Source organism: Candidatus Accumulibacter cognatus (genome assembly GCF_000584975.1).
GTDB lineage: Bacteria > Pseudomonadota > Gammaproteobacteria > Burkholderiales > Rhodocyclaceae > Accumulibacter > Accumulibacter cognatus.
Map to the genome: position 1 here is coordinate 1 of NZ_JDST02000061.1, position 21631 is coordinate 21631.

Here is a 21631-nt window from a genome sequence, read left to right on the forward strand (position 1 = left end):
ATTTGCGGAGATCACCTTATTGACGCCTGACGCTAAACCTTGCGGCGTGTCAGGGACGCGCACCCATTCCACATCGACGCGATGATCGTTCTCCCCGATCACCTACAGGCCTTGTGGACGCTACCGGCTGGCGACGCGGACTTTGCCAAGCGCTGGATGCTCATTAAGGCAGGGTTCTCCAGGCAAATTCCTCCGACGGAACGACGTTCGCCAAGCCGCGTGGCCAAGGGGGAAGCGCGATATCTGGCAGCGCCGCTACTGGGAGCATCTGATTCGGGACGAAGGCGACTTCGCGCGCCATGTGGATTACATCCATTTCAATCCCGTCAAGCATGGGTTGGCCACACGGGCGGTCGAGTGGCCGTATTCGTCGATTCACCGCTATGTTCGGCTCGGCTGGCTGTGCGCAGAGTGGGCGTCGGATAGGGGTGACGAGGGCGCGTTCGGCGACTGAGGGGAGGTGTTGGGGTTCGCAAGCTCACCCCAACCTACGGGCTACTTGCGAGACCGCGTATTTCAATGGAGTCGAGATCAGCATGTGTACGTGATCCTGCATCAGATGCCCCTCTTCGATCCGACTCTCCCTCTGCTCAGCCAGTTTGCGGAAACACCTCCCAGAGGTAGCGACGCAGCTACCCATACCGCGTAGGGCGTCGGCACTTCGGGATGAACACGATGTGATTTTTGACTTGGAACCTGTCCAATAACTACGCGAGGCGCCGGAGCATGAGGTGAGCAGCAGCAATATGGACCATGGCTTCAGCGGTGTCCGGGCGGACCTCATCATCCTTGGACAGACGACGAGACCAGCCAAGCCAGTCAAAGGTACGTTCCACCACTCAGCATTTGGGAAAGACCACGAAGCGATGAGCTTCAGTCCGCTTGACAATGGTCAGCGTCCAGTCGAACAGGGCACGAACCCATTCCACCAAGGTACTGGTATAGGCACTATCGGCAAATATCGTCCGGATCGTACAGCACAACGCGGCCAGTTGAAGCAGCAAGACTGGGGCACCCACACGATCCTGAATACCTGCTGAATGGACCCCCACAGCCCGCAACAAACCCTGGGTGTCGACGGCGATGTGGCGCTTGCGCCCCTTGATCTTTTTCCCCGCATCATAGCCCCGGCCGTCCCCTTTCAAGGTCCTCTTGACGGACTGCGAGTCAATGATGGCAACCGTGGGCTGTGCCGAACGCCCCAGTTTCTGGCGAAGCTCCTTGCGAAGCGCGCGGCTAATGCGCGCCCACAAACCGGTTCGACGCCATCGCATGAATTCTTCGTACACCGATTTCCAGGGCGGAGAGTCTTTCGGTAGCTGTCGCCATTGACAGCCTGTCTTGACGACGTACAGCACCGCATCGACCACACGCCGCAGCGGATACAGGCGCGGCCGCCCTCCCGCATGCTTCCCAGTTGTCCGCTGGCAAAGTAGCGGCTCGAGTTTGGCCCATTGCTTATCGCTCAAATCGCTCGGATACATCCTCTCTTCCTCACCCAATCAGTAGTCCAGAAGCCGCTATCGAGGAAGTTCTTCGAGCAAAGTTCAGTTTTGGGACAGCTTCTTAGAGTGGCTTAGGCTTTCAGACACGTCCATCGGGATTCTCCATAGGCGTGTGCTTAGCAGCTCACGGCTTGAAGTTTCCTGATGGACTCCCTGAAATGTCAAACATTTTCCAGTCCCCCGGCAGAACCGGGGGATTTCCCATTATTGGTTAATACTGACGTCATTCCGTCCGCGTGCAACGACCGGAGATCGACCTGTGCCTTGCGGGCGCTGCTCAATCATGACCTGGCGGGCCGTTTACGCCGGCCGATAACGTTCCAGCCAGTGGGCATACGGGGAAGGCAGGATCCAGGCGGCGCGTTTGACTTTGAGCTTCAACGCGGCGAGATAAGGCCAATGAGGATTCGCCAGATGAGCGCGCCCCACCAATACCAGATCGAGTTGGCCGCTGGCAATCGTGTTTTGGGCGATTTCGGGGTTATCGATACCCCAGGCAGCCGCGACCGGAATATCGGCTGCCCGGCGGATCTGTTCGGCAAGCGGAGCAAGGAAGGCGGGTCCCCAGGGGATGACCGCGTCCGGCGTCGAGAAGCCGACGCTGACGCTCAGCAGGTCCAGCCCGTGACGCTTGAACGCCCTGGCCAGTTCGATCGATTCGGCGAGCGTTTCGGTGTCGCGGCCGTCATATTCGAGCACGCCGAAGCGGGCAGTCAGCGGCAGATGTTCAGGCCAGACAGCGCGAACGGCAACCAGCGTTTCGAGAAGGAAGCGGCTGCGATTCTCAAGGTTGCCTCCATATGGGTCGTCGCGCTGGTTGGCATGAACCGAGAAGAAACTCTGGCCAAGATAGCCATGGGCAAAGTGCAGTTCAAGCCACTCAAACCCGGCTTCCCAGGCTCGCCGGGCGGCCGCGACAAAATCGTCGCGTACCCGGGCAATGTCCGCGAGACTCATCGCCTGCGGTATCTTCGGCAGGTTGGCACCAAAGGGAATGGCTGAAGGCGAGAGCGTTTGCCAACCACGGGCATCTCCTTCAGGGATATGGTCATCACCCTCCCAAGGACGGTTGGCACTGGCCTTGCGGCCCGCATGGCCGATCTGGATGCCCGCTACCGCGCCGCTGGCCTTGATGGCAGCGGCAATGGGCGCCAGTGCCTGAGCTTGGGCGTCATTCCAGAGTCCGGTACAAGCGGGAGTAATACGTCCTTCCGGGGAGACAGCCGTCGCCTCGACGGTGACCAGACCGGCGCCGCCGCGGGCCAGCCCGGTGTAATGGGCCAGATGCCAGTCGTTAACCACGCCGTCGGTTGCGGAATACTGGCACATGGGAGGTATGGCGATGCGATTGCGGAAGGTGACGGATTTCAGTTGGAAAGGGGAGAACAGTTCAGACACGTTGAGTCTCTTTCAAATAGGATGGATTGGGGAAGCGTCGCAGCACCCGTTGGCTCATGTCCGGACAATGACCGCGCCTTGGCGTCCTGCTGGCCCCGGCGGTTCGTTACCGGGGTCCAGGGAACCGCCACTTTCGTCAGGAGAGCGGTGTGCACTCTTGCACCTTGTCCGCGCCAGATGCTCTGGAAACAATGTGAGGCATTGTCGCTGATACCCGGCGCCGCAGGCAACGGGTCATCCATGACGCCTGCAGACCATTGACGATGAGCGGGGCCTGGCGCCATTTCTCATGAGACCTGCCTGCTGTTTGTGCAAGCCGGTTTGGTCAGGTCTGCCTCATTAAAGTTGCACATCGCATTGGCAACCGTTCCGGCTTGGAGTCGAGGGTGCGGGCGAGGTAGGCATCACGAGCGGCTTGCTGGGGTGTTCATCGTGGGACCCGTGATATGATTGACGACGTCATCCTGGAAGCCAAGCTTGTTCACCAAAATTGTGCCACATTGATACATCGAAAGTGGCGCTGGATCGGGTGCGAATGAAAATGTCGGGATGTCCCGATATGCCCCTCCCCCGCGAGGGGGGAGGGGTGATCACTGATGTCAAGGCATCTCCATTGAACAAGGGACTTTGACCAACACTTTCAATCGCACCCCGCTGGATCAGACTGGAGCTGCGCGTAAGGATCACGTGCACCTGTTACATTTCAGGAACTCCCTTGCTCGGCAGCGGCGCCTGACACAAAGGTAATCGATGATGGAGAATGCGATTCTGGTCTGGTTCAGGCGCGATTTGCGGGATTTCGATCACGCGGCGCTCTGCGCAGCGCTACGGCGTGGACGCCGCGTCTATTGCGCTTTCGTCTTCGATCGCGAGATCCTCGATGCGCTGGAGCAGCGCTGCGATCGCCGCGTCGAGTTCATTCGCGAGTCACTGGTCGAGCTGGATCTGGCGCTGCGCGTTCGCGGCGGCGCCCTGATCGTACGCCATGGCTGGCCGGTCAGCGAGATTCCGGGCCTGGCCAAGGCGCTGGGGGTGACGGCGGTGTTTACCAATCGCGATTACGAACCGCAGGCGAAGAAACGCGATGCCGCGGTCAGTGCAGCCTTGCAGGCGGATGGAGTGGCCTTCGCGTCGTTCAAGGATCAGGCGCTGTTCGACGGCGACGAAGTACTGACCCAGGCCGGGCGGCCCTACACCGTGTACACGCCTTACAGGAGAGCCTGGCTGAAGCGGCTTGGCGATGATGACTGGCAACCCCACACCGCCGGAGACGGGAGGCTGGCCGCGCTGCCGGGTGCCAGCGGTGTGCCGACGCTGGCAGAAATCGGCTTTTTCCGCAGCGATCTGCGAGAGCTGGGCATCGTGCCAGGGATGTCCGGTGGCCGGCAGCTCCTGGCCGATTTTCGTTTGCGGATGGCGCGCTACCATCAGCAGCGTGATTTTCCGGCGCTGCAAGGAGGTTCGCATCTCTCGGTTCATCTACGCTTCGGGACCGTCTCGATTCGCGATCTGGTGGCTCGGGCGATCACTGCCGGCGCCTTGGGCGACGGTGCCGAAGGGGCGGCGACCTGGCTTTCCGAACTCATCTGGCGCGACTTCTATTTCATGATTCTGGACCGCTTTCCGCAGGTCTGCGAGCGCGCGTTCAAGCCGGCGTACGATGCGATTCGCTGGGAACAGGGGGCATCGGCGGACGCGGCCTTTGCCGCCTGGTGCATGGGACGCACCGGTTTTCCACTGGTCGATGCGGCGATGCGGCAGCTCAACGGTACAGGCTACATGCATAACCGCCTGCGCATGCTGACCGCTTCGTTTCTGATCAAGGATCTGGGCATCGACTGGCGGCGCGGTGAGGCCTATTTTGCGCGCCAGCTCAACGATTTCGATCTGTCGGCCAACAACGGGGGCTGGCAATGGGTGGCGTCCAGCGGCTGCGATGCCCAACCCTATTTCCGCATCTTCAACCCGGTGACGCAATCGCAACGCTTTGACCTTGCCGGCAGGTTCATTCGCCGCTACCTGCCCGAGCTGGCCGCTGTCCCCGACCAGTTTCTGCATGCGCCCTGGCGGATGAGTCTGCCCGAGCAGGAGGCCTGTGGCGTGCGCATTGGACGCGATTTCCCGGCGCCGCTGGTCGAGCACGCGCAAGCGCGGCTGCGCACCCTGCAACGCTACGCCGTGGTCAGGCCTGGCGCTGCTCCCTGACATGTCCGGCCACCAGGCGCAGCAACTCCTCTTCCTGATAGGGTTTGCCGAGGTAGTGATTGACCCCCAGCTCGATGGCGTATTGGCGATGCTTGTCTGCAGTTCGCGAGGTGATCATGATGATCGGAACCGTGCTCAGGCGTTTGTCGGCACGCACGTTGCGGGTGAACTCGAAGCCGTCCATGCGCGGCATTTCAATATCGACCAGCAGCACGTCCGGGACCAGCGCGACCAGTTGTTCAAGCGCATCGACGCCGTCCTTGGCGGTCATCACCTGGTAGCCTTCACGTGCCAGCAGGCGACTGGTGATCTTGCGCACGGTCAGCGAGTCGTCCACGATCATGATCGTCGGCAAGGTCGCGGTGACGCTGTCCGTTGCGACCGGTTGTCGAACCGTGGGCACCGGCGAGACCGCGCTCGCCGTGCGATCGCGGCTGGCCAGGGCAATCGGGTTCAGGATCAGCACCACCTGACCATTACCGAGAACCGTTGCGCCATCGACGCCGATCACCCTCGCCAGTTGAGGTCCGATGTTCTTGACGACGATTTCCTGATTGCCCAGCAGCTCGTCGACCTGCATCGCGATTCGCTTGCTGCCGCTGCGTAACAGCAGGACCCAGTACTGGGAATGCTTTTCCGGTAGCGCGCGGGTCTCGCCGAGAAGGTGAGGCAGGTAGCTGAACGGATAATGATTTCCGGTCCAGACGGCTTCCTTGGCTTCACGAATCCGGGTCAGCATCTGCTCCTTGAGATCCAGCACCTGCTCGATCATGGCCGACGGGATCGCGTACTGCCGGTTGCTGGAGCGTACCAGCAAGGCTTTGGTGACCGCCAGGGTGAGCGGCAGGTAAAGGCGGAACGTCGTCCCCTGGCCTGGACTCGAGAGGACTTCAATGCGGCCGCCCAAGCTGTTCACTTCGCTTTTCAGTACGTCCATTCCGATGCCACGCCCGGAAAGGCGTGACACCTCGCTTGCCGTCGATATGCCCGGTGCAAATATCAGATCCACCACGCGCGTCGGATCACGGGCCTCGTCCTCGGTCAACAGGCCGGCACTCAGACCGCGCGTGCGCAGTCGGTCGAGGTTGAGGCCGGTACCGTCATCGGAGAGGGAGAGAATGATTTCGTTGCCTTCCTGTGCCAGCTTCAACGAGATCTCGCCAATCTCGGGCTTGCCCTTGGCCAGCCGCGTGGGTGCATCTTCGAGGCCATGCACGATGGCGTTGCGCAGCATATGTTCAAGCGGCGCGACCATTTTTTCGAGCACCGTCCGGTCGAGTTCGAGTTGGGCGCCCTGGATTTCAAGGTTCGCCCGTTTGCCGATCTCCTTGCCGGCTTGCCGGACGATCCGGTAAAGACGATCGGCAATACTGACGAATGGCACCATGCGTACCGACATCAATTCCTGCTGCACTTCGCGGTTCAGACGCGCCTGCGCGACGATGGCTGCGTTGGCATCGTCAAGATTCTTGAGCAGATTCTGCTGGACCGTGGCGACGTCATTGACTGATTCGGCCATCATCCGTGTCAGTTCCTGGAAGCGCGTGAAGCGGTCGAATTCCAGGGGGTCGAAATCGGCATGCAGTTCAGAGCTCTGACCGACACGTGACTGCATCTGCAGTTCGGCCTGGATCTCGATGTCGCGCAACTGCCGACGCAGACGGATGACATTCTCGGTCAGGTCGAGCAGCGATCCCTTGATGGCTCGCATCTCGCCTTCAATCCGCGAGCGGGCGATCGACAATTCGCCAGCTTCGTTGACCAGCCGGTCGATCAAGTCAGCACGCACCCGTAGGGTGGCGCGTTGTGCGGCGACTTCGCCCTCGACTTCCTGCGGGCTGGTAGTCGTACTCTGTTCGGCGGCCAAGGCGGGGCCTTCGGCAGAGTGCTCAGCGGCCAGTTCCGACGCCGCCGCGTCGGATATCTCGACCGGTGCGTCTGCAGACTCGCCGTGCTGCAATCGCTCGACAATCTGCACGATCACGTCGAAAGCATTGTCGATGTCGTCGATCAGTTGCAATGGCGCACTGCTTGTCTCCTGCGCTTCCTGCATGCGCGTTTCAATGGCGTGCGTGAGTTCGCCAAGGTTCATCGCGCCGGCCATGCGCGCGCTACCCTTGAGCGTATGGAAGAGACGCGCCAGCCGGCGCACGGCTTCGCCATCAGAGGGATTGCTGCGCCAGGCGTGTAGCTGCGTGGCAATGTTCTGGTTGAGATCGAGCGCCTCTTCAAGAAACAGGGGAAGCAGTTGCTCGTCAAGTTCGTCATGCAGTGGCGGCGCTTCGACCGCAGTGGCCACCGGGATGTCGGCAGGTACGGCTGCGGCATCCTTCGCACCTTTCCCGGAGACAATCCGTTCTGGCTTGTCAGTCGTGGCCGGCGCCTCGGGTTTTTCGACAGCCGGCTCCGGGTAGAGCGTGTCGAGTATCTCGACCAGAGTGGGTGCTGCTTCAGGCTGGTGTTGACCTACCACATCTGAGAGCATCAAGGCGAGTGCGCCGATTGCCTGCTGGATGCAGGCAAATGCTTCGAGGCTATCGGGATGTTCGGCGTGATTGCGGCGCAACAGCGCCAGTTCGAGTGCGTGCGCCAGATCCTTGACCGCCACGATACCGACGGTTCCGGCGATGCCGGCAAGGGTATGCGCCGCTCGGTACATTTCGTGCGTTGTCGGAGCGGACTGGTCTTTTTCGAGGACCGCGAACTCGCGCTGCAGGGTGGCCAGGTGAGCGCCCGCTTCTTGGTTGAAGATTTCGGCCAGTTCCCGGTCGATCGAAAGCTGTGCGCGGGGGGGCTGTGCAACGGCGGTGACCTGAGTCAAGGTGTCGGCGCCTGCTTCCTCTGGAATGGCGGCTGTGGTCGCCGCCGGGTGTTCGCTCCGTGGCGTTTCGGCCTCGCCTGGCAGCACAGACAGGAGGCCGACCTCACTGCCGTCGCGAAGGGAATTGGCCAGAGCGACCATCCCCGTCACGTCAGGGGCATGGCCGCGCCTGGTCTTGAGATGCTCGACCCACGCGAGAAAAACGCGGTAAGCCTGTTCGAGCAGGTCGAAGAGAGCTGGCGTGACTTCCTGTTCCTGCCTTAACCAGAGGTTGAGAACCTGTTCAATCGACCACGCCGCTTCTCCGAAATCCTTGAGTCCGACCATCCGGCCGCTGCCCTTGAGGGTGTGCGCGGAACGACGGATGGCCGTCAGCAGTTCCGTGTCGTGCGGTTGCTCGTGCAGCAGGCGCAAGTGTTCATGAATGCTGGCCAGGACCTCGTCGGCTTCGTCAAGGAAGATCTCGACCAGCTCGGCGTCGACTTCTTCGGCGCTGGCCTGTGCGAGCTGAATGGTTTCTGCTGAGGGCGGGGGGGCTTCCGGCGTCTGCTGCTTGAGTGTCGCCATGGCCGCGTCGATCTGCTGCGCGGCATCGCCGCCGCCAGCCAGTGCCGACAGCACATGTTTGGTTTGCTGTCCGAGTTGCTTGTCGGCAATCAGGTCGGCATCCTTTTGCAGTGCCGTCAGATTTTGCCGGACCTCCTGGCGCAGCCCGGGATCGCTGGGCTGCTCCTTGAGGGCCACCAGCAAGGCGTGCGTATCGCGTTTTTGCTGCTCCAGCTCCTGTTCGACGCTTACCGCCGTGTCGTCCTGCTTGCGGGCCGCAGCCGTCTGCATCTTGTTGACGAATGTCGCAAAATCGGTCGTGCCGTGCTGCATGGCATCGACAAAGAAACCGACCAGCGAGAGTTGCTCGGCGACGTTTTCGAAGTCGGCCACCTGCGGAACATAGTCCGCTTCAGAGAAGGTCGCAATGTCTTTCGCACATTGCCTCAGAACGGCCACGGCATCATCGTGGCGCATCATGGTCAGCGCACCGATGACTTGTCGTAGCGGGGTCTCCAGTCCGTTCAGATCGGCACGTTTCTCGGCATCACGGAAAAAGCCATCGAGGACCTGTTCGATTTGTGCGAGGTTGCTGGTGATCTCCCGGGCGACCTGACCAACGACCATTTTTTCCTGTGCCAGGCGCGACATTTCGTCGAGCGACGGCAACTCCGATTCCGGGCGCGGTGGCGTGCCGGCAATACAGCCCTGGATCCGGTCGACCATCACATTGACCTGGTGCGCGAAACTGCTGTCCAGGTACTGGATGTTTTCCTGCGCGTTCTGGGCAAGCAGGATGGCCGTCGCGGTTTCCATGGCCAGGGCTTCGGTATGGCGAGACGGGTATTGCGTCAGCAGGCCGGCCACATCGGCAATAGCCTGCACCAGACGACGATAGTCAGAGTGGTCCAGCTCTTCGACCAGGGTCAACAGCGTACTGGTATGGGTCCTGAACAGGGGCAGAACCTGCATGGTACCGGCGCAGAACCGGCTCCAGGCCTCTTCGGTGGCTGCGATCGCTTCGCGCAAACGGCGGCGGACGGACTCCACTGCGACCGGAGCTGGGCTGGCAACACCGGGCATCAATGCGGCCAACTGGTAAGTATCCTGGACCCGGCGTACGAGCAGGTTGTCGCTGTTGGCCTTGCCGACCAGATACAGCGCATCGCGCATCAGGCGTTCGGCGACATTGTTCGAACCTTCGAGGAGCCGGCGAGTCTGCAGATCGATGCGACTGCAGAGTTGCCGGGCATCCGCATCCGCCGGCAAGGTCTGTTCGCCCAGAGCGGTCAGGAAAGCCGTGGCGACCCACCAGAACGCGCGTGCCGACGCGGTTTTCTGGAGGGCTGCAATCCGTTTGACGGCGTTGCGCATTTCGTCTATGCCCTGGGCATCCAGGGGTGCGCGCAACCACGACAGCAGGCCATGCTGGAAGTGTGCGCGCTGCTGATGGAGGCGGTGCTCAAATTCAACACGGCGAAGTTTTGGCGCCGGGCTGGTCAGGGGCGGCGGGACGCTGAGGTCGGGGAAGAACAGATCGGTTGGGAAGACACGTTCGAGTCCGCGTGCCGACTGCACTTCACGGTACAGCGGCAATAGCCGGAGTGGCTGGTTCGGTTGGCCGCTGATCAGATCATCGAGATAATGGCGAAGCGCTGCCAGTGCTCCTTGTACGAGTTTGACAGCCGTAGGGGTGGCAGGACGCTCCTGCAGTTCGAAGGCCCCCAGCAGCGACTCCAGCGCTTCGGCAAACTGGGTCACACCATCCAGACCGATGATCGTCAGGGCGCCCTGCACCTGGTGCAAATGGGTGCGGCAGAATCTGATTTGCGTGAGGTCGCCGCCGTTCCCATCGGCAGCGCTCGCAGTAAACTGTTGCAACGCCGCGTCGCCTCGCTCGAGGGCGAGGTCGATCTCGCTCTTGACCCAGGTCAGCGGGCCGATATCGAAGTCCGTCGGGGCATTCATCTAGATTTCAGGACACCTTGAAGCCGGCGACCGACCCCTTGAGCTCGGTCGCCAGACCAGCCAGTTCGCCGATTGCCGTGGCCGTTTTTTCCGTTCCAGCGGTGGTCTGCCCTGTGACCAGCAATATTTCCTGCATTTTTCGGGCCACCTTGGTTGCTGAGTCGGCCGCTTGGCGGGTTGCTCCCGAGATATTTTCAATCAGCGCCGTCAGTGTCCTTGAAACCTCGCCAATCTCGGCCAGCGCCTGGCCAGCCGCATCGGAAAGCCTGGCCCCTTCGACGACGCCACGGGTGGATTCTTCCATCGCCGAGACCGTGTCCTGGGTATCGGTCTGGATGGTTCTGACGATAGCTCCGATCTGTTTGGTCGCCTCGCCCGAACGCTCGGCAAGGCGTTGCACTTCCTCGGCCACGACCGTGAAGCCGCGTCCGGCTTCCCCGGCAGAGGCGGCCTGAATGGCAGCATTGAGCGCCAGTACGTTAGTCTGTTCGGTGATGTCCGAAATGAGTTCGACGATCTCGCCGATTTCCTGTGATGACTCACCGAGACGCTTGATTCGTTTCGAGGTCTCCTGGATCTGCTCGCGGATCTTGTTCATGCCCTTGATCGAGTCTTCCACCGCCTGCGCACCCTTGCCGGCAGCCATCAGTGACTGGCGCGCCACAGTTGCCGATTGCTTCGCATCGCCGGACACATTGGTCATCGAGCTGGCTACGGTCAGTACCGATTGGCCAGCCGCCTTGATCTCGGCGGCCTGGCGCTCGGCGGCAGCGAGCAACTCGGCAGACGTCTGTTGGGCCATTTCAGTCGCCTGCGTCACCCGCCCGGCTGCATCATTGATGCGTCCGACGAGTACCCGCAATTCCTCGATCGTATAGTTGATCGAATCGGCGATGGCGCCGGTGATGTCCTCGGATACCGTTGCGGTCACCGTCAGGTCGCCGTCGGCGAGGTCGCCGAGTTCGTTCATCAGACGCAGGATGGCATCCTGATTCTGGCGGTTGAGCAACTCGGTTTCCTGGCGGCGTTGTTCGGCCTGTTCGGTTTGACGCTGGCTCTCGGCGAGGTAGGTTTTGCCCAACAGAAACACCAGCGAGATGGCGAGCAGGATCAGGATCAGCAGTGCCATACCATAAGCGGTACGTTGCATGAAGCTGCCATGATAGGCCTGCGCCAGCTGGTAGGTGGCGTCAAGCAACTCTTCGCTGTCGCGGAAGATTTGCGAACCGGCCTGTTTGGCAATGATCAGTTTCTGCATGTTGCCGAGGATGCCACCCACGGCCTTACGATACTCGGCAAAGCTGCTATCGAGGGCGTTCAGCTTCTGCCGGGTATCCGCATCCGTTGTTGCGGAGATGCGCAAGGTATCGCTCCCCTTGGTCAGCGCTTGTATGGTGTCGCGAAAGGTGTTCGTGTCCTTGCCCAGCAGGAAGGCAATTTCCGGGTCTATGGCATCGCCCAGCAACAACGCACTGGCGTTTTTCGCGATTCGCTGGGTCAGCATCACCAACAGGTTGGCCGCCGCAATCTCGCGGACACTTGCGCTGCCCTGCAGCTTGAGGGCGGCGATCTGTTCCGAGAGTTCGAGCAACTGTGGATTCTTGTCGTTGATCGTGGCGATGTCCTTGCCCAGCGAGACCAGGTTTTTCTCCATCTCGAGCAGGCGCGAAGCGTTCTTGTCGGTCTTCTCCCAGATTTGGGTCAGTGTCTGCAACTGGCCCTGTACACTCGCTGGAGAAGGAGGCACGCGCGTGGCGGCCAGTTCTCCGCCCGTCGTCAATCGCTCAAGGTAGTTGGCGAAGCTGTCACGCGACTCGAGGAGTTGCTTGAAGGCAACCGTGTCACCCAGCAGCGCCAGGCTCGACGCCTTTGCCAGACGCTGAGAAAGCATGCGCATCTCACCGGCAGTCGCAATATAGGCCGTGTTATAGGCCGACTGACGGTCGTCGCGATAGGCAAGGACGGCAATCACCAGCATGACCAGCACTAGGCAGCCGCCAAGGATCTGAAGTTGTTTGACCACCGGAAAGCGGTTCAGCAGCGGTAGCAATAACGGGATCGTCCCTTTGCTCACCGGTTCGCTGGGATCGATCACGGTACGAGCCACGAGGGTTTCGCTTGCCGCAGTAGTCATCCGGGACAGGAAAGCCGGTAGCTTGGGTTTGAACTTCATCTTGCTTCTCCGGTTACACTTTTTCGACAGCGGAAACACTGCTGGTTGTAGATTTCATGGCGCGCAGGCAGTTCAGGCGCCAATGTCCATGAACGACTCGTCAGCCAGGAGTTCGCGCACCCTGAGTTTGTTCCAGTGACGTCCTTCGTTGTCCGAATAAGCTTCACGGGACCAATCCGGCACGTCTGGTGCGACGATTTCAGGAGTCAGGGCTTCGATATTGCGCAGGCCGATCATGCGCGTGACCAGCAAGGCTGCGTTGCTGCCATGGCGGGTTCCAACCAAGAGAAGTCGCGAGCTGGTATTCTGGGGCGTCGCTTCCTTGCCGAGGAAGGCGGAAAAATCCACGACCGAGTACAGATTGCCGCGAATGTTGGCGATCCCTGCAAACCAGGGTTTGGTCAGAGGAACCTTGGTCAAGGGGGGCAGCGGGATGATTTCGCCGGAGTCCGCCAGGTCGAGCAGCCAATGGTCCGGACCAGCCTGAATGCCCAGCAAGCCAGCGGAGCTTTGATGGCTGGTGCCGGCCAAGCGGGCCGCGAGGTAGGCCTGAAATTCATGTAGGCTGATCTTCTTGGTCATGCCCTGGTGATCTTCTAGAGCGCTGCAATCTTGGCCAGCAACTCTGGGCCGTTGATCGGCTTAACCAGATAATCTTGGGCTCCTTGGCGCAAGCCCCAGATCTTGTCCGTCTCCTGGCCTTTGGTCGTGCACACGATGACCGGAATGTTCCGGGTCGCCGGATCACGGGTCAGGGTTCGGGTGGCCTGGTAGCCGTTGAGGCCGGGCATCACCACGTCCATCAAGACAAGGTCCGGCAATTCACTTTTCGTTTTGGCAATGCCTTCTTCACCGCTCTCCGCAGTAATCACTTCATAACCATTGCTGGCCAGTAGTGCTTTCAACACATGACGTTCGGTCGGCGAATCGTCTACGACGAGGATTTTCTTGATGGTCATGGCTTCTCAGCTTCCGTGGTTGCCTCTCAACAAGGTTGGTTTCATTCACATTCAGGTTGCTGCCGGAGCAAAGGCCGCGACCGTTTGCAGCAGGCTGTCTTTGGTGAATGGCTTGGTCAGATAGTGGTCCGACCCGACCATGCGGCCACGTGCGCGGTCAAAAAGACCGTCCTTAGACGACAGCATGATCACTGGCGTGGTGCGGAAGCGCTGGTTCTTTTTGATCAAGGCACAGGTCTGGTAGCCGTCAAGGCGCGGCATCACGATATCACAGAAGATCACGGCGGGCTGATGATCCGCGACCTTGGCAAGCGCGTCGAAACCATCTTCTGCGAGCAGCACTTGACAGCCGGCCTGCACAAGAAATATTTCCGCGCTGCGCCGGATCGTATTGCTGTCATCGATGACCATGACCTTGACGCCGCGCAGGTTTGCTGCTTCAGCCAATTCTCTCCTCCAGATATCCCGGATCGTTGTTTTAAGGAAGTTCCGGTTCCGGCGTACTTTCGCGCCAGTAGCTACTATAACGCATTGTCTTTAAATTTCGACCATTTCAAAGTCTTCCTTGCGCGCCCCACATTCCGGACAAGTCCAGTTGATGGGTACATCCGCCCAGCGGGTTCCTGGTGTGATGCCTTCTTCCGGCAGGCCTTTGGCCTCTTCATAGATGAAACCGCAGGTCAGGCACATCCAAGTGTAATAGGGCTCATCGCTTGCTGTGTTCATGGTCTTGGTCAGTTTTCGGTTAGAATCGGGTAGAAAATTTACGGATTCTAGCCAAACCTTTCTTATTCCGCCAAGATTTTGTCGACAGGAGCACCTTGTCGACGCCCGCTTGCTGTCATGAACCCACGCGCCCTACCATTGCCGCCGCCCATCGTTCTCACCTTCGCCGCCAGCGATCCTTGTGGAGGCGCGGGGCTGCAGGCCGACCTGATGACCCTGTCGTCGATTGGCTGTCATTCGCTGTCAGTGGTGACGGCGCTGACTGTACAGGATACCGTCGGCGTCAGCCGCATCCTCGCGATCGATGCCGATTGCGTTGAGGATCAGGCGCGGACGCTACTCGAAGACATGCCGGTCGCTGTTTTCAAGATGGGCCTGTTGGGCAGCATCGAGAATGTTTCGGTGATCGCTGAAATTCTTGTCGATTACCCCGGCATCCCGTTGGTCCTCGACCCCGTGCTTGCCTCCGGACGTGGCGACGAATTGGCCGACGAGGAAATGATTGCTGGCCTGTGCGAGTTGCTGATGCCGCTGACGACGATCCTGACGCCCAATTCTCTCGAAGCGCGCCGCCTGCTTGACGGCAACATGGATGACAATGGAGACAATGAACAGCGGACTCTGGTCGAATGCGCGCAAAGCCTGCTCGACCTGGGTTGCGAGTATGTGCTATTGACCGGTACCCATGAAAACACGACACGCGTGGTCAACAGCCTGTATGGCCGAAGGCTCGGCCTAGTCCGCAACGACATCTGGGACCGCCTTCCCGGCAGCTACCACGGTTCGGGTTGTACGCTCGCCTCGGCAATTGCCGCCTATCTGGCGAGAGGCTGGTCAGTCGAGCAAGCAGTGGGGGCAGCCCAGGAATATACCTGGCAATCGCTGACCGCCGGTTTTCGGCCGGGAATGGGGCAATTCATCCCGGATCGCTTTTTCCAGATTCGAGGCCATGGCGGGACTCTTGATGCCTGAAGCGGTCGGCAAGACCCTGCGCGGTCTATATGCGATCACTCCTGAAGGCCTCGCGTCGAGCACTTTGCTGGCCCAGGTCGGGGCTGCCCTGGAGGGAGGCGCGGGGTTCGTTCAGTATCGGGACAAGAGCCAAGACGCTGCCCGGCGGGCCGACACTGCGCGCGCGCTGCTGAGCCTCTGCAAAGAGTTTGGCGCGCGCCTGCTGATCAATGACGATCTCGCCCTGGCACTGGCAGTCAATGCTGACGGCGTGCATCTCGGTGCCACTGACGGTGATCTGCAGGCGGCTCGGCAGGCGCTTGGCGCCGACGCTTTGCTCGGTGCCTCGTGTTATGCCGATTTCGATCGCGCGCGCGCAGCCGTGTTGGCGGGTGTCGACTATGTCGCTTTCGGAGCGGTCTATCCTTCCGCGACCAAGCCGCAGGCCGAGCTTGCGCCGTGGTCGCTGTTCACCCGTTGCCGCAGCGAACTCAGGGTGCCGGCTTGTGCCATCGGTGGCATCACGGTGAACCGGGCCAGGCCCTTGCTTGCCGCCGGCGCCGACCTGCTGGCGGTAATCGGTGACTTGTTTGAAGCACCTGACGTGGCGGCGCGCGCGGCGGCCTATCAACAACTTTTCGAGGAAGAGCATCGTGAGTTCTCGTAGCGAGCAACTGTTTGAGCGTGCGCAGCAGCGCATCCCTGGTGGTGTCAACTCACCGGTACGGGCCTTTCGCTCGGTCGGCGGCACACCGCGGTTTTTTGCCGCGGGCGATGGCGCGCGCGTGCGTGATGTCGATGGCCTGAGCTACATCGATTACGTCGGCTCCTGGGGGCCGTTGATCCTCGGGCACGCGCACCCCGAGGTGGTCGCCGCCGTTCAGCAGGCGGCGCTCAGAGGTCTTTCCTTCGGGGCGCCGACCGCAGGCGAGGTCGAGATCGCCGAACTGCTGTGCGAGTTGCTGCCTTCGCTGGAAATGGTTCGTCTGGTCAGTTCCGGGACGGAAGCGACGATGAGTGCGATCCGCCTGGCGCGAGGCTTTACCGGGCGTGATCTGCTGATCAAGTTCGAAGGCTGCTACCATGGCCATTCGGACAGCCTGCTGGTGAAGGCCGGTTCGGGGATGCTCACTTTCGGCAACCCGAGTTCCAGCGGCGTACCGGCTGACTTTGTCAGGCATACGCTGGTTCTCGACTACAACGATAGCATCGGGTTGGCAGCGGCATTTGCTGAACACGGGCCGCGAATTGCCGCGGTGATCGTCGAAGCCGTTGCCGGCAACATGAATCTCATCGCGCCGCAGCCTGCCTTCCTTCAGAACCTGCGCGAACTGTGCAGCCGCCACTCCGCGGTACTGATTTTTGACGAGGTGATGAGCGGCTTCCGCGTCGGTGCCCAGGGTGCTCAGGGCCTGTACGGTATCATTCCTGATCTGACGACTCTCGGCAAGGTGATCGGTGGCGGAATGCCAGTTGGCGCATTCGGCGGCAAACGCGAGATCATGAGCCGAATCGCGCCGCTGGGCCCGGTGTACCAGGCGGGCACCCTGTCGGGCAATCCGGTGGCGGTTGCTGCCGGGCTGGCGACGCTGAGACTGCTACAGGCCGAAGGGTTCTACGAATCCTTGGCGCAGCGCACCCGACAACTCACCGATGGGCTGTCTGCCGCGGCTGGCAAGCATGGGGTACCGTTTTCGGCGCAGGCGATTGGCGGCATGTTCGGGCTGTATTTCCGTTCCGAGTGTCCACAGAGCTACGCCGAAGTGATGGAGTGCGACACGCAAGCCTTCAATCGCTTCTTCCACGCCATGCTCGACGCCGGTCACTATTTCGCTCCCTCGGCCTTTGAAGCCGGCTTCGTTTCGGCAGCGCACAGCGAGTCCGATGTCGCCACGACCATTGCTGCGGCTGAAGCGGTGTTTCGCGCCTGGTGATCAACCTCCCTGGGCGGCCACACCCCACCCGAGGTTCGCGCAGGTATCGGCAAGACCCGGCACATGACGATCGTGTGCTGAATACAGGTCATTCGCTGAGAGGACGAATCTTTCATGATCGAGGCTGTGCCCACAACAGCGATGACCGATAGAGGCCGTCGACACCTTGCACGCTGAATGAGATCCCGTATCCTCCGGCCATGAGCATTCGTGGAGTGATCGCCGCATCCGAGCCGCATACGGCGCTGGCCGGTGCGCGCATCTTGCGGCGCGGCGGCAACGCAGTTGACGCGATCGTCGCTGCCAAGTTTGCCGCCACCGTGACCGAGTTGCCGCTGACTTCGCTTGGCGGTGGCGGGGTCTGTGTCTGGGGCGACGCGGCCGATGGCTACCAGGTGCTCGATTTTTTTGCTGCCGTTCCGGGCCTTGGCCTCGGCGTTTTGCCGACGCTGGACTTTGCACCGGTGACCGTCGATTTCGGCCAGACCAAGCAGGTCTTTCACATCGGCAAGGCGGCCGCAGCAGTTCCCGGTGAACTGGTCGGCCTGCTCGAATTGCACAGGCGCGCCGGTCGCCTGCCCTTGCATGAAGTCGTGGCGACGGCAGCCGCCTGGGCACGCAACGGATTCACGGTCAGTCCGCAGATCGCGATGATCATCGGCCTGATCGAGCCGATCGCCAAATCGACGCCAGCGGCAGCACGTCTGCTCCTGGCTGGCGGACGCCTGCCGCAAGCCGGGGATCGCCTGGCCAACCCCGACCTCGGCGATTTTCTGCAGGCGCTTGGCGAAGGTGATCCGAACAGCCTGGTCGCCCAGTACCAGGCGTCGTTGGTCAATCACTTCGGCCCTGCTCAAGGCGGACTGCTGACCACGCAGGATGTTGCCGCCTACGCGCCGGTAGTGCGTGAACCGCTGCATGTTCCCTTCGGTCCTTACCGCGTGTTGACCAACCCGCCACCAGCCGCCGGCGGCGGCCTGATCGGCGCCGGGCTGCGCATCGCCGAGAGCCTGGGTATTGGCCAGGAGTCATTTCTCTCGCGCGAGCATCAACTCGTGGTGGCGGCGATACTGGCAACCGTATCGCAGATTCGCCTTGCGGGTTACGACCACCGACTATATGCCGACCCGGCGTCGATTCGTGCACTGGTTGCCGGCGATGGCCTCCCGGCCTGGGTCGAGCGGGCACGCTCACGCACTCACGAGAACCTGCTCGGTGCCACCACGCATATCTCGGTAATTGATGCCGAAGGCATGGCCGCGGCAATGACTACCAGCAACGGCGAGGGTTGCGGGCATGTGTTGCCGGAGCTGGGAATCCACGTCAACAACTTCCTCGGCGAAGACGACATCAACCCGGCCGGTTTCCATCGACTGGCACCGGGAAGCTGGATGAGCACCATGATGTCACCCACCATCGTCGTCGCCGGCGACCGGCCGTGTTTTGCCCTCGGCAGTGGTGGGTCAAACCGGATTCGCAGTGCCATCCTGCAGGCACTCCTCAATCTTCTTCTCTATCGGCGCCCGCTTGACGAAGCCTTGAACGCCGCCCGCCTGCATGTCGAAGACAGCAAACTGTGGTTCGAGAACGTCGGCCTCGACGAGGGGGTGGCTGACGCCCTGCAGCAGGCCTGGCCGGCCGCGACCTGCTTCGACGCGACGAGCATGTTCTTTGGCGGGGTCAATGGCGTTGCCAGCGACGACGGTCGTTTGTCTGGCGCCGCTGACCACCGGCGTGGCGGCGTGGTAATGGTGGCTGAATCGTAACGGGATTCAGCGGACCTTTATCTCGGTCCACATCCGCGACAACAAGCGGCGCGTTTTCGGATCGAAATCGCGCAGCATTTCAAGGCGGCGCAAATCGTCGGGCGGCGGGAAAATCCCCGGATTGCCGGCGATCTCGGGGGAAATGTACGGCATTGCCGCCGCGTTCGGGTTGCCGGCACCAATCAGACTGGAGACGTCGGCGGCGTTGGCTCCTTCGAGCATGAACTGAATGAACTGGTGCGCGAGGTCGGGGCGGCGACCGGATTTGTGCAGGACAAAGCTGTCGACCGCCAACACCGCGCCTTCCTTTGGCGTTCGAAAACCGATGGCAAATGGGCGCTTTGCCTCCTGCGCGTCCTGCTGGGCGCGGAACATGTCGCTTGAGTAGCCGTGTGCGACCCAGATGTTGCCGATTGCCAGGTCCTTGATGTAGGTGCTGTTGGAAAAGGTCGCCCAGTACGGCTTGGCGCGCAGGATCAGGCGCTTGGCCTCATCCCAGCGCGCTGGGTCGCTCTCCTGAACCGAGTAGCCGAGGTATTTCATCGCCGCAGCCATCAGTTCGCGCTGGCTGTTGAGAACCGTCACCTTGCCTTTCAGTTTTTCGAGGTGATGCGGTTCGAAGATCAACGCCCAACTGTCGGTCGGCAGGCCGAGTTCCGCCAGCCGGGTGGCGTTGTAACCGAGCAGTGTCACCGTGGTTGCGTAAGGAACTGCATAAAGCATGCCGGGGTCATACCATGGGTTATGAAACTCGGCCTTGATGTTCTTCAGATTCGGAAGTTTTCTCTTGTCGAGCGGGCGCAGCGCGTTCTTGCGGAGCAGGGTCTCGACGGCGTTGCCGGTCGGAACGAGGAGATCGTAGCCGATGGCGCCGGCTTCGAGCTTGGCCAGCATTTCCTCGTTGTCAGAGTAAAAATCCTGTCTCAGCCGGCAGCGACATTGCACCTCGAACCGTTGTACGGTGTCGTCCGAGAGGTAGGTATTCCAGATGTAGAGATAGAGAACGTCTTCAGCATGCGCCAGCATCGCGAGGACTGCGAGCAGCACTGCAACGACGCTGGCCTGCAGCGCTTTCATGCCCTGCCCTGCAATGTGTCAGGTGCAAGTTTCGAGGCCAGCGCGATCAAGGTCAGGGTCAGCGCCATCAACAGCGTAGACACGGCGTTTACTTCGGGACTCACGGCCACCTTGATCATCGAGTAGATTTGCAGCGGCAGTGTCGTGACGCCAACGCCGGCGACAAAGACGGTGATCACGAAGTCGTCGATCGAGAGCGTGAAGCTCATCAGAAAGCCTGCCAGGATGCCCGGCAGGAGCAGGGGCAGAGTCACGCGCCGGAAGCTCTGCCAAGGTCTGGCACCGAGATCCCTTGCGGCTTCGAACATGCTCTCGTCCATCCCGGCCAGACGAGTGCGGACGATGATCGCGACGAAACCGATCGAGAAAGTGATGTGCGCGATCAGGATCGAGATCAGCCCGAGCGTCAGATCGAGCACCTGCCGGAAGAACAGCAGGAGAGAGACCCCGAGCAGAAGCTCGGGCATCGCCACCGGCGTCAGCACCAGAAAAGGCAGGCAGCGCAGAAAACCCGATCGCCAGCGCTGCATGGCCATGCCGGCCATGGTCCCGAGCACGGTGGCCACGCTTGCCGCAGCGATGGCGATGAACAGCGAGTTGACAGCGGCATTCAGCATCTCGCTGTCGTCGAAAAGCGTCTCATACCAGTGGGTCGTAAAACCGACCCACTCGGCGTTGAGCAGCGAATCGTTGAAAGAGAAGATCACCACCACCGCAAGCGGCAGGTACAGAAAGGCGTAGACGGCCAGCGCCGCAGCCCACAGCCAGAGCGACTGGCGAGCACGCGCCATCAGGTACTCCCCCGGCGCAACCGCCCGGCCTTCGCTGACAATCCCGCCAGAGCCAGCACGGCGGCGGTCAACAGCAGCGACAAGGTCGAACCCAGCGGCCAGTCGCGGTTGTCGAGAAACTGTTCCTTGATCAGATTGCCGATCAGCAGATCTCGTGTGCCTCCAAGCAACTCGGGAATGGCGAACATGCCGAGAACCGGAATGAAGACCAGCGCCGAGCCCGCCCAGATACCGGGTAGCGAAAGCGGCAGGGTGATTCGCCAAAAGCGCGTCCAGGTGCCGGCACCAAGATCCTGGGCCGCTTCGAGCAGTGCCGGATCGTGCTGCTCCAGGTTATTGTACAGTGGCAGGACCATGAACGGCAGGTGCACATAGACCATGCCGGCAATCACTGCGAAAGGCGTATACAGCAGATTGGCCGGGCCGAGGAGAATGATCCAGGCGTAGATGCGGATCAGGAAATTGCTGGCCAGAGGCAGGATTACCAACAACACCAGCAAATTGCGATGACGCTGGCCGCTGCGGGCGATCAGTAAGGCCAGAGGATAGGCCAGTAGCAGGCAGATCGAAGTGGTGGTTGCGGCGACCAGGAAGGAACGGCCGAAGATTTCGGCATAGATCCAGTCGCCGAGGAAGAAGCGGTAGGTTTCCAGGGACAGGGTGAACTGGCCATCCTGCATGGCCGGCACCAGTCCTCCGAAGTCACCCGGCTGCTGGAACGAGGCACCAACCATCAGCAAGGCCGGCGCAAGGAAAAAAACCACCAGAAACAGGGTTGGCGGCAGGCTGACCAGCCATTTGGTCAACGAAT

Annotated in this window: 15 protein-coding genes and 3 pseudogenes; 6 read left to right on the forward strand and 12 right to left on the reverse strand. The window is 61.0% G+C overall.

All coding sequences use genetic code 11. The features are described from left to right. Positions 1-454, forward strand: a pseudogene (locus AW06_RS20525) (transposase); the annotation flags it as partial. Positions 455-496: 42 nt separating this feature from the next. On the opposite strand, the pseudogene tnpA reads toward AW06_RS20525, so the two are convergent. The 3 genes and pseudogenes from tnpA to AW06_RS11995 form a co-directional block, all read right to left on the reverse strand. After that, a pseudogene (gene tnpA / locus AW06_RS20530) lies at positions 497-704 on the reverse strand (IS200/IS605 family transposase); the annotation flags it as partial. A gap of 3 nt (positions 705-707) precedes the next feature. Next, positions 708-1484: pseudogene (locus AW06_RS11990) on the reverse strand (IS5 family transposase). Positions 1485-1805: 321 nt separating this feature from the next. After that, positions 1806-2903: an NADH:flavin oxidoreductase/NADH oxidase gene (locus AW06_RS11995; protein ID WP_034950328.1), complete on the reverse strand. Its 1098-nt coding sequence runs from the start codon at positions 2901-2903 to the stop codon at positions 1806-1808. Positions 2904-3656: 753 nt separating this feature from the next. Between AW06_RS11995 and AW06_RS12000 the strand changes: the two genes are divergently transcribed. Beyond that, a complete protein-coding gene (locus tag AW06_RS12000; protein WP_034950385.1) occupies positions 3657-5108 on the forward strand; it encodes a deoxyribodipyrimidine photo-lyase in 1452 nt (483 codons plus the stop codon). Here AW06_RS12000 and AW06_RS12005 read toward each other — a convergent pair. The 6 genes from AW06_RS12005 to AW06_RS12030 form a co-directional block, all read right to left on the reverse strand. Beyond that, positions 5086-10443, reverse strand: a complete 5358-nt coding sequence (locus tag AW06_RS12005) for an Hpt domain-containing protein (protein ID WP_034950331.1) — start codon at positions 10441-10443, stop codon at positions 5086-5088. The two genes, AW06_RS12000 and AW06_RS12005, sit on opposite strands and share 23 nt — an antisense overlap. A gap of 7 nt (positions 10444-10450) precedes the next feature. Continuing rightward, positions 10451-12616, reverse strand: coding sequence for a methyl-accepting chemotaxis protein (locus AW06_RS12010; protein ID WP_034950335.1), 2166 nt, complete (start codon positions 12614-12616; stop codon positions 10451-10453). 72 nt (positions 12617-12688) lie between these two features. Continuing rightward, positions 12689-13198 carry a chemotaxis protein CheW gene (locus AW06_RS12015; protein WP_034950338.1) on the reverse strand — a complete coding sequence of 170 codons (510 nt, stop codon included), beginning with the start codon at positions 13196-13198 and terminating at the stop codon, positions 12689-12691. 14 nt (positions 13199-13212) lie between these two features. Then, positions 13213-13575 carry a response regulator gene (locus AW06_RS12020; protein WP_034950340.1) on the reverse strand — a complete coding sequence of 121 codons (363 nt, stop codon included), beginning with the start codon at positions 13573-13575 and terminating at the stop codon, positions 13213-13215. A gap of 51 nt (positions 13576-13626) precedes the next feature. After that, a complete protein-coding gene (locus AW06_RS12025) occupies positions 13627-14022 on the reverse strand; it encodes a response regulator (RefSeq protein WP_034924420.1) in 396 nt (131 codons plus the stop codon). Between the two features lie 90 nt (positions 14023-14112). Continuing rightward, positions 14113-14301 (reverse strand): rubredoxin, encoded by a 189-nt coding sequence (locus AW06_RS12030; RefSeq protein ID WP_034950341.1) that lies wholly within the window; start codon positions 14299-14301, stop codon positions 14113-14115. Between the two features lie 117 nt (positions 14302-14418). Between AW06_RS12030 and AW06_RS12035 the strand changes: the two genes are divergently transcribed. From AW06_RS12035 to AW06_RS12050, 4 genes are all read left to right on the forward strand, one after another. Then, positions 14419-15273, forward strand: a complete 855-nt coding sequence (locus tag AW06_RS12035) for a hydroxymethylpyrimidine/phosphomethylpyrimidine kinase (RefSeq protein WP_034950345.1) — start codon at positions 14419-14421, stop codon at positions 15271-15273. Beyond that, on the forward strand, positions 15266-15919 hold the full coding sequence (gene thiE, locus AW06_RS12040; protein ID WP_034950348.1) for a thiamine phosphate synthase: 654 nt from the start codon (positions 15266-15268) through the stop codon (positions 15917-15919). Before AW06_RS12035 ends, thiE begins: the two co-directional genes overlap by 8 nt. Continuing rightward, positions 15906-17186, forward strand: a complete 1281-nt coding sequence (gene hemL, locus AW06_RS12045; RefSeq protein WP_034950350.1) for a glutamate-1-semialdehyde 2,1-aminomutase — start codon at positions 15906-15908, stop codon at positions 17184-17186. Before thiE ends, hemL begins: the two co-directional genes overlap by 14 nt. Positions 17187-17386: 200 nt before the next feature. After that, on the forward strand, positions 17387-18952 hold the full coding sequence (locus AW06_RS12050) for a gamma-glutamyltransferase (RefSeq protein WP_138678506.1): 1566 nt from the start codon (positions 17387-17389) through the stop codon (positions 18950-18952). A gap of 6 nt (positions 18953-18958) precedes the next feature. On the opposite strand, the gene AW06_RS12055 is transcribed toward AW06_RS12050, so the two are convergent. Genes AW06_RS12055 through AW06_RS12065 form a run of 3 tightly spaced genes read right to left on the reverse strand, consistent with a single transcriptional unit; the run spans position 18959 to position 21626 of the window. Next, positions 18959-20029 (reverse strand): spermidine/putrescine ABC transporter substrate-binding protein, encoded by a 1071-nt coding sequence (locus AW06_RS12055; protein ID WP_034950351.1) that lies wholly within the window; start codon positions 20027-20029, stop codon positions 18959-18961. Further along, entirely contained in the window at positions 20026-20820 is a 795-nt protein-coding gene (locus AW06_RS12060) for an ABC transporter permease (protein WP_034950354.1), read from the reverse strand. The genes AW06_RS12055 and AW06_RS12060 overlap by 4 nt, the downstream gene beginning before the upstream one ends. Continuing rightward, positions 20820-21626, reverse strand: coding sequence for an ABC transporter permease (locus AW06_RS12065; RefSeq protein ID WP_034950356.1), 807 nt, complete (start codon positions 21624-21626; stop codon positions 20820-20822). Before AW06_RS12065 ends, AW06_RS12060 begins: the two co-directional genes overlap by 1 nt. Positions 21627-21631 lie beyond the last annotated feature (5 nt).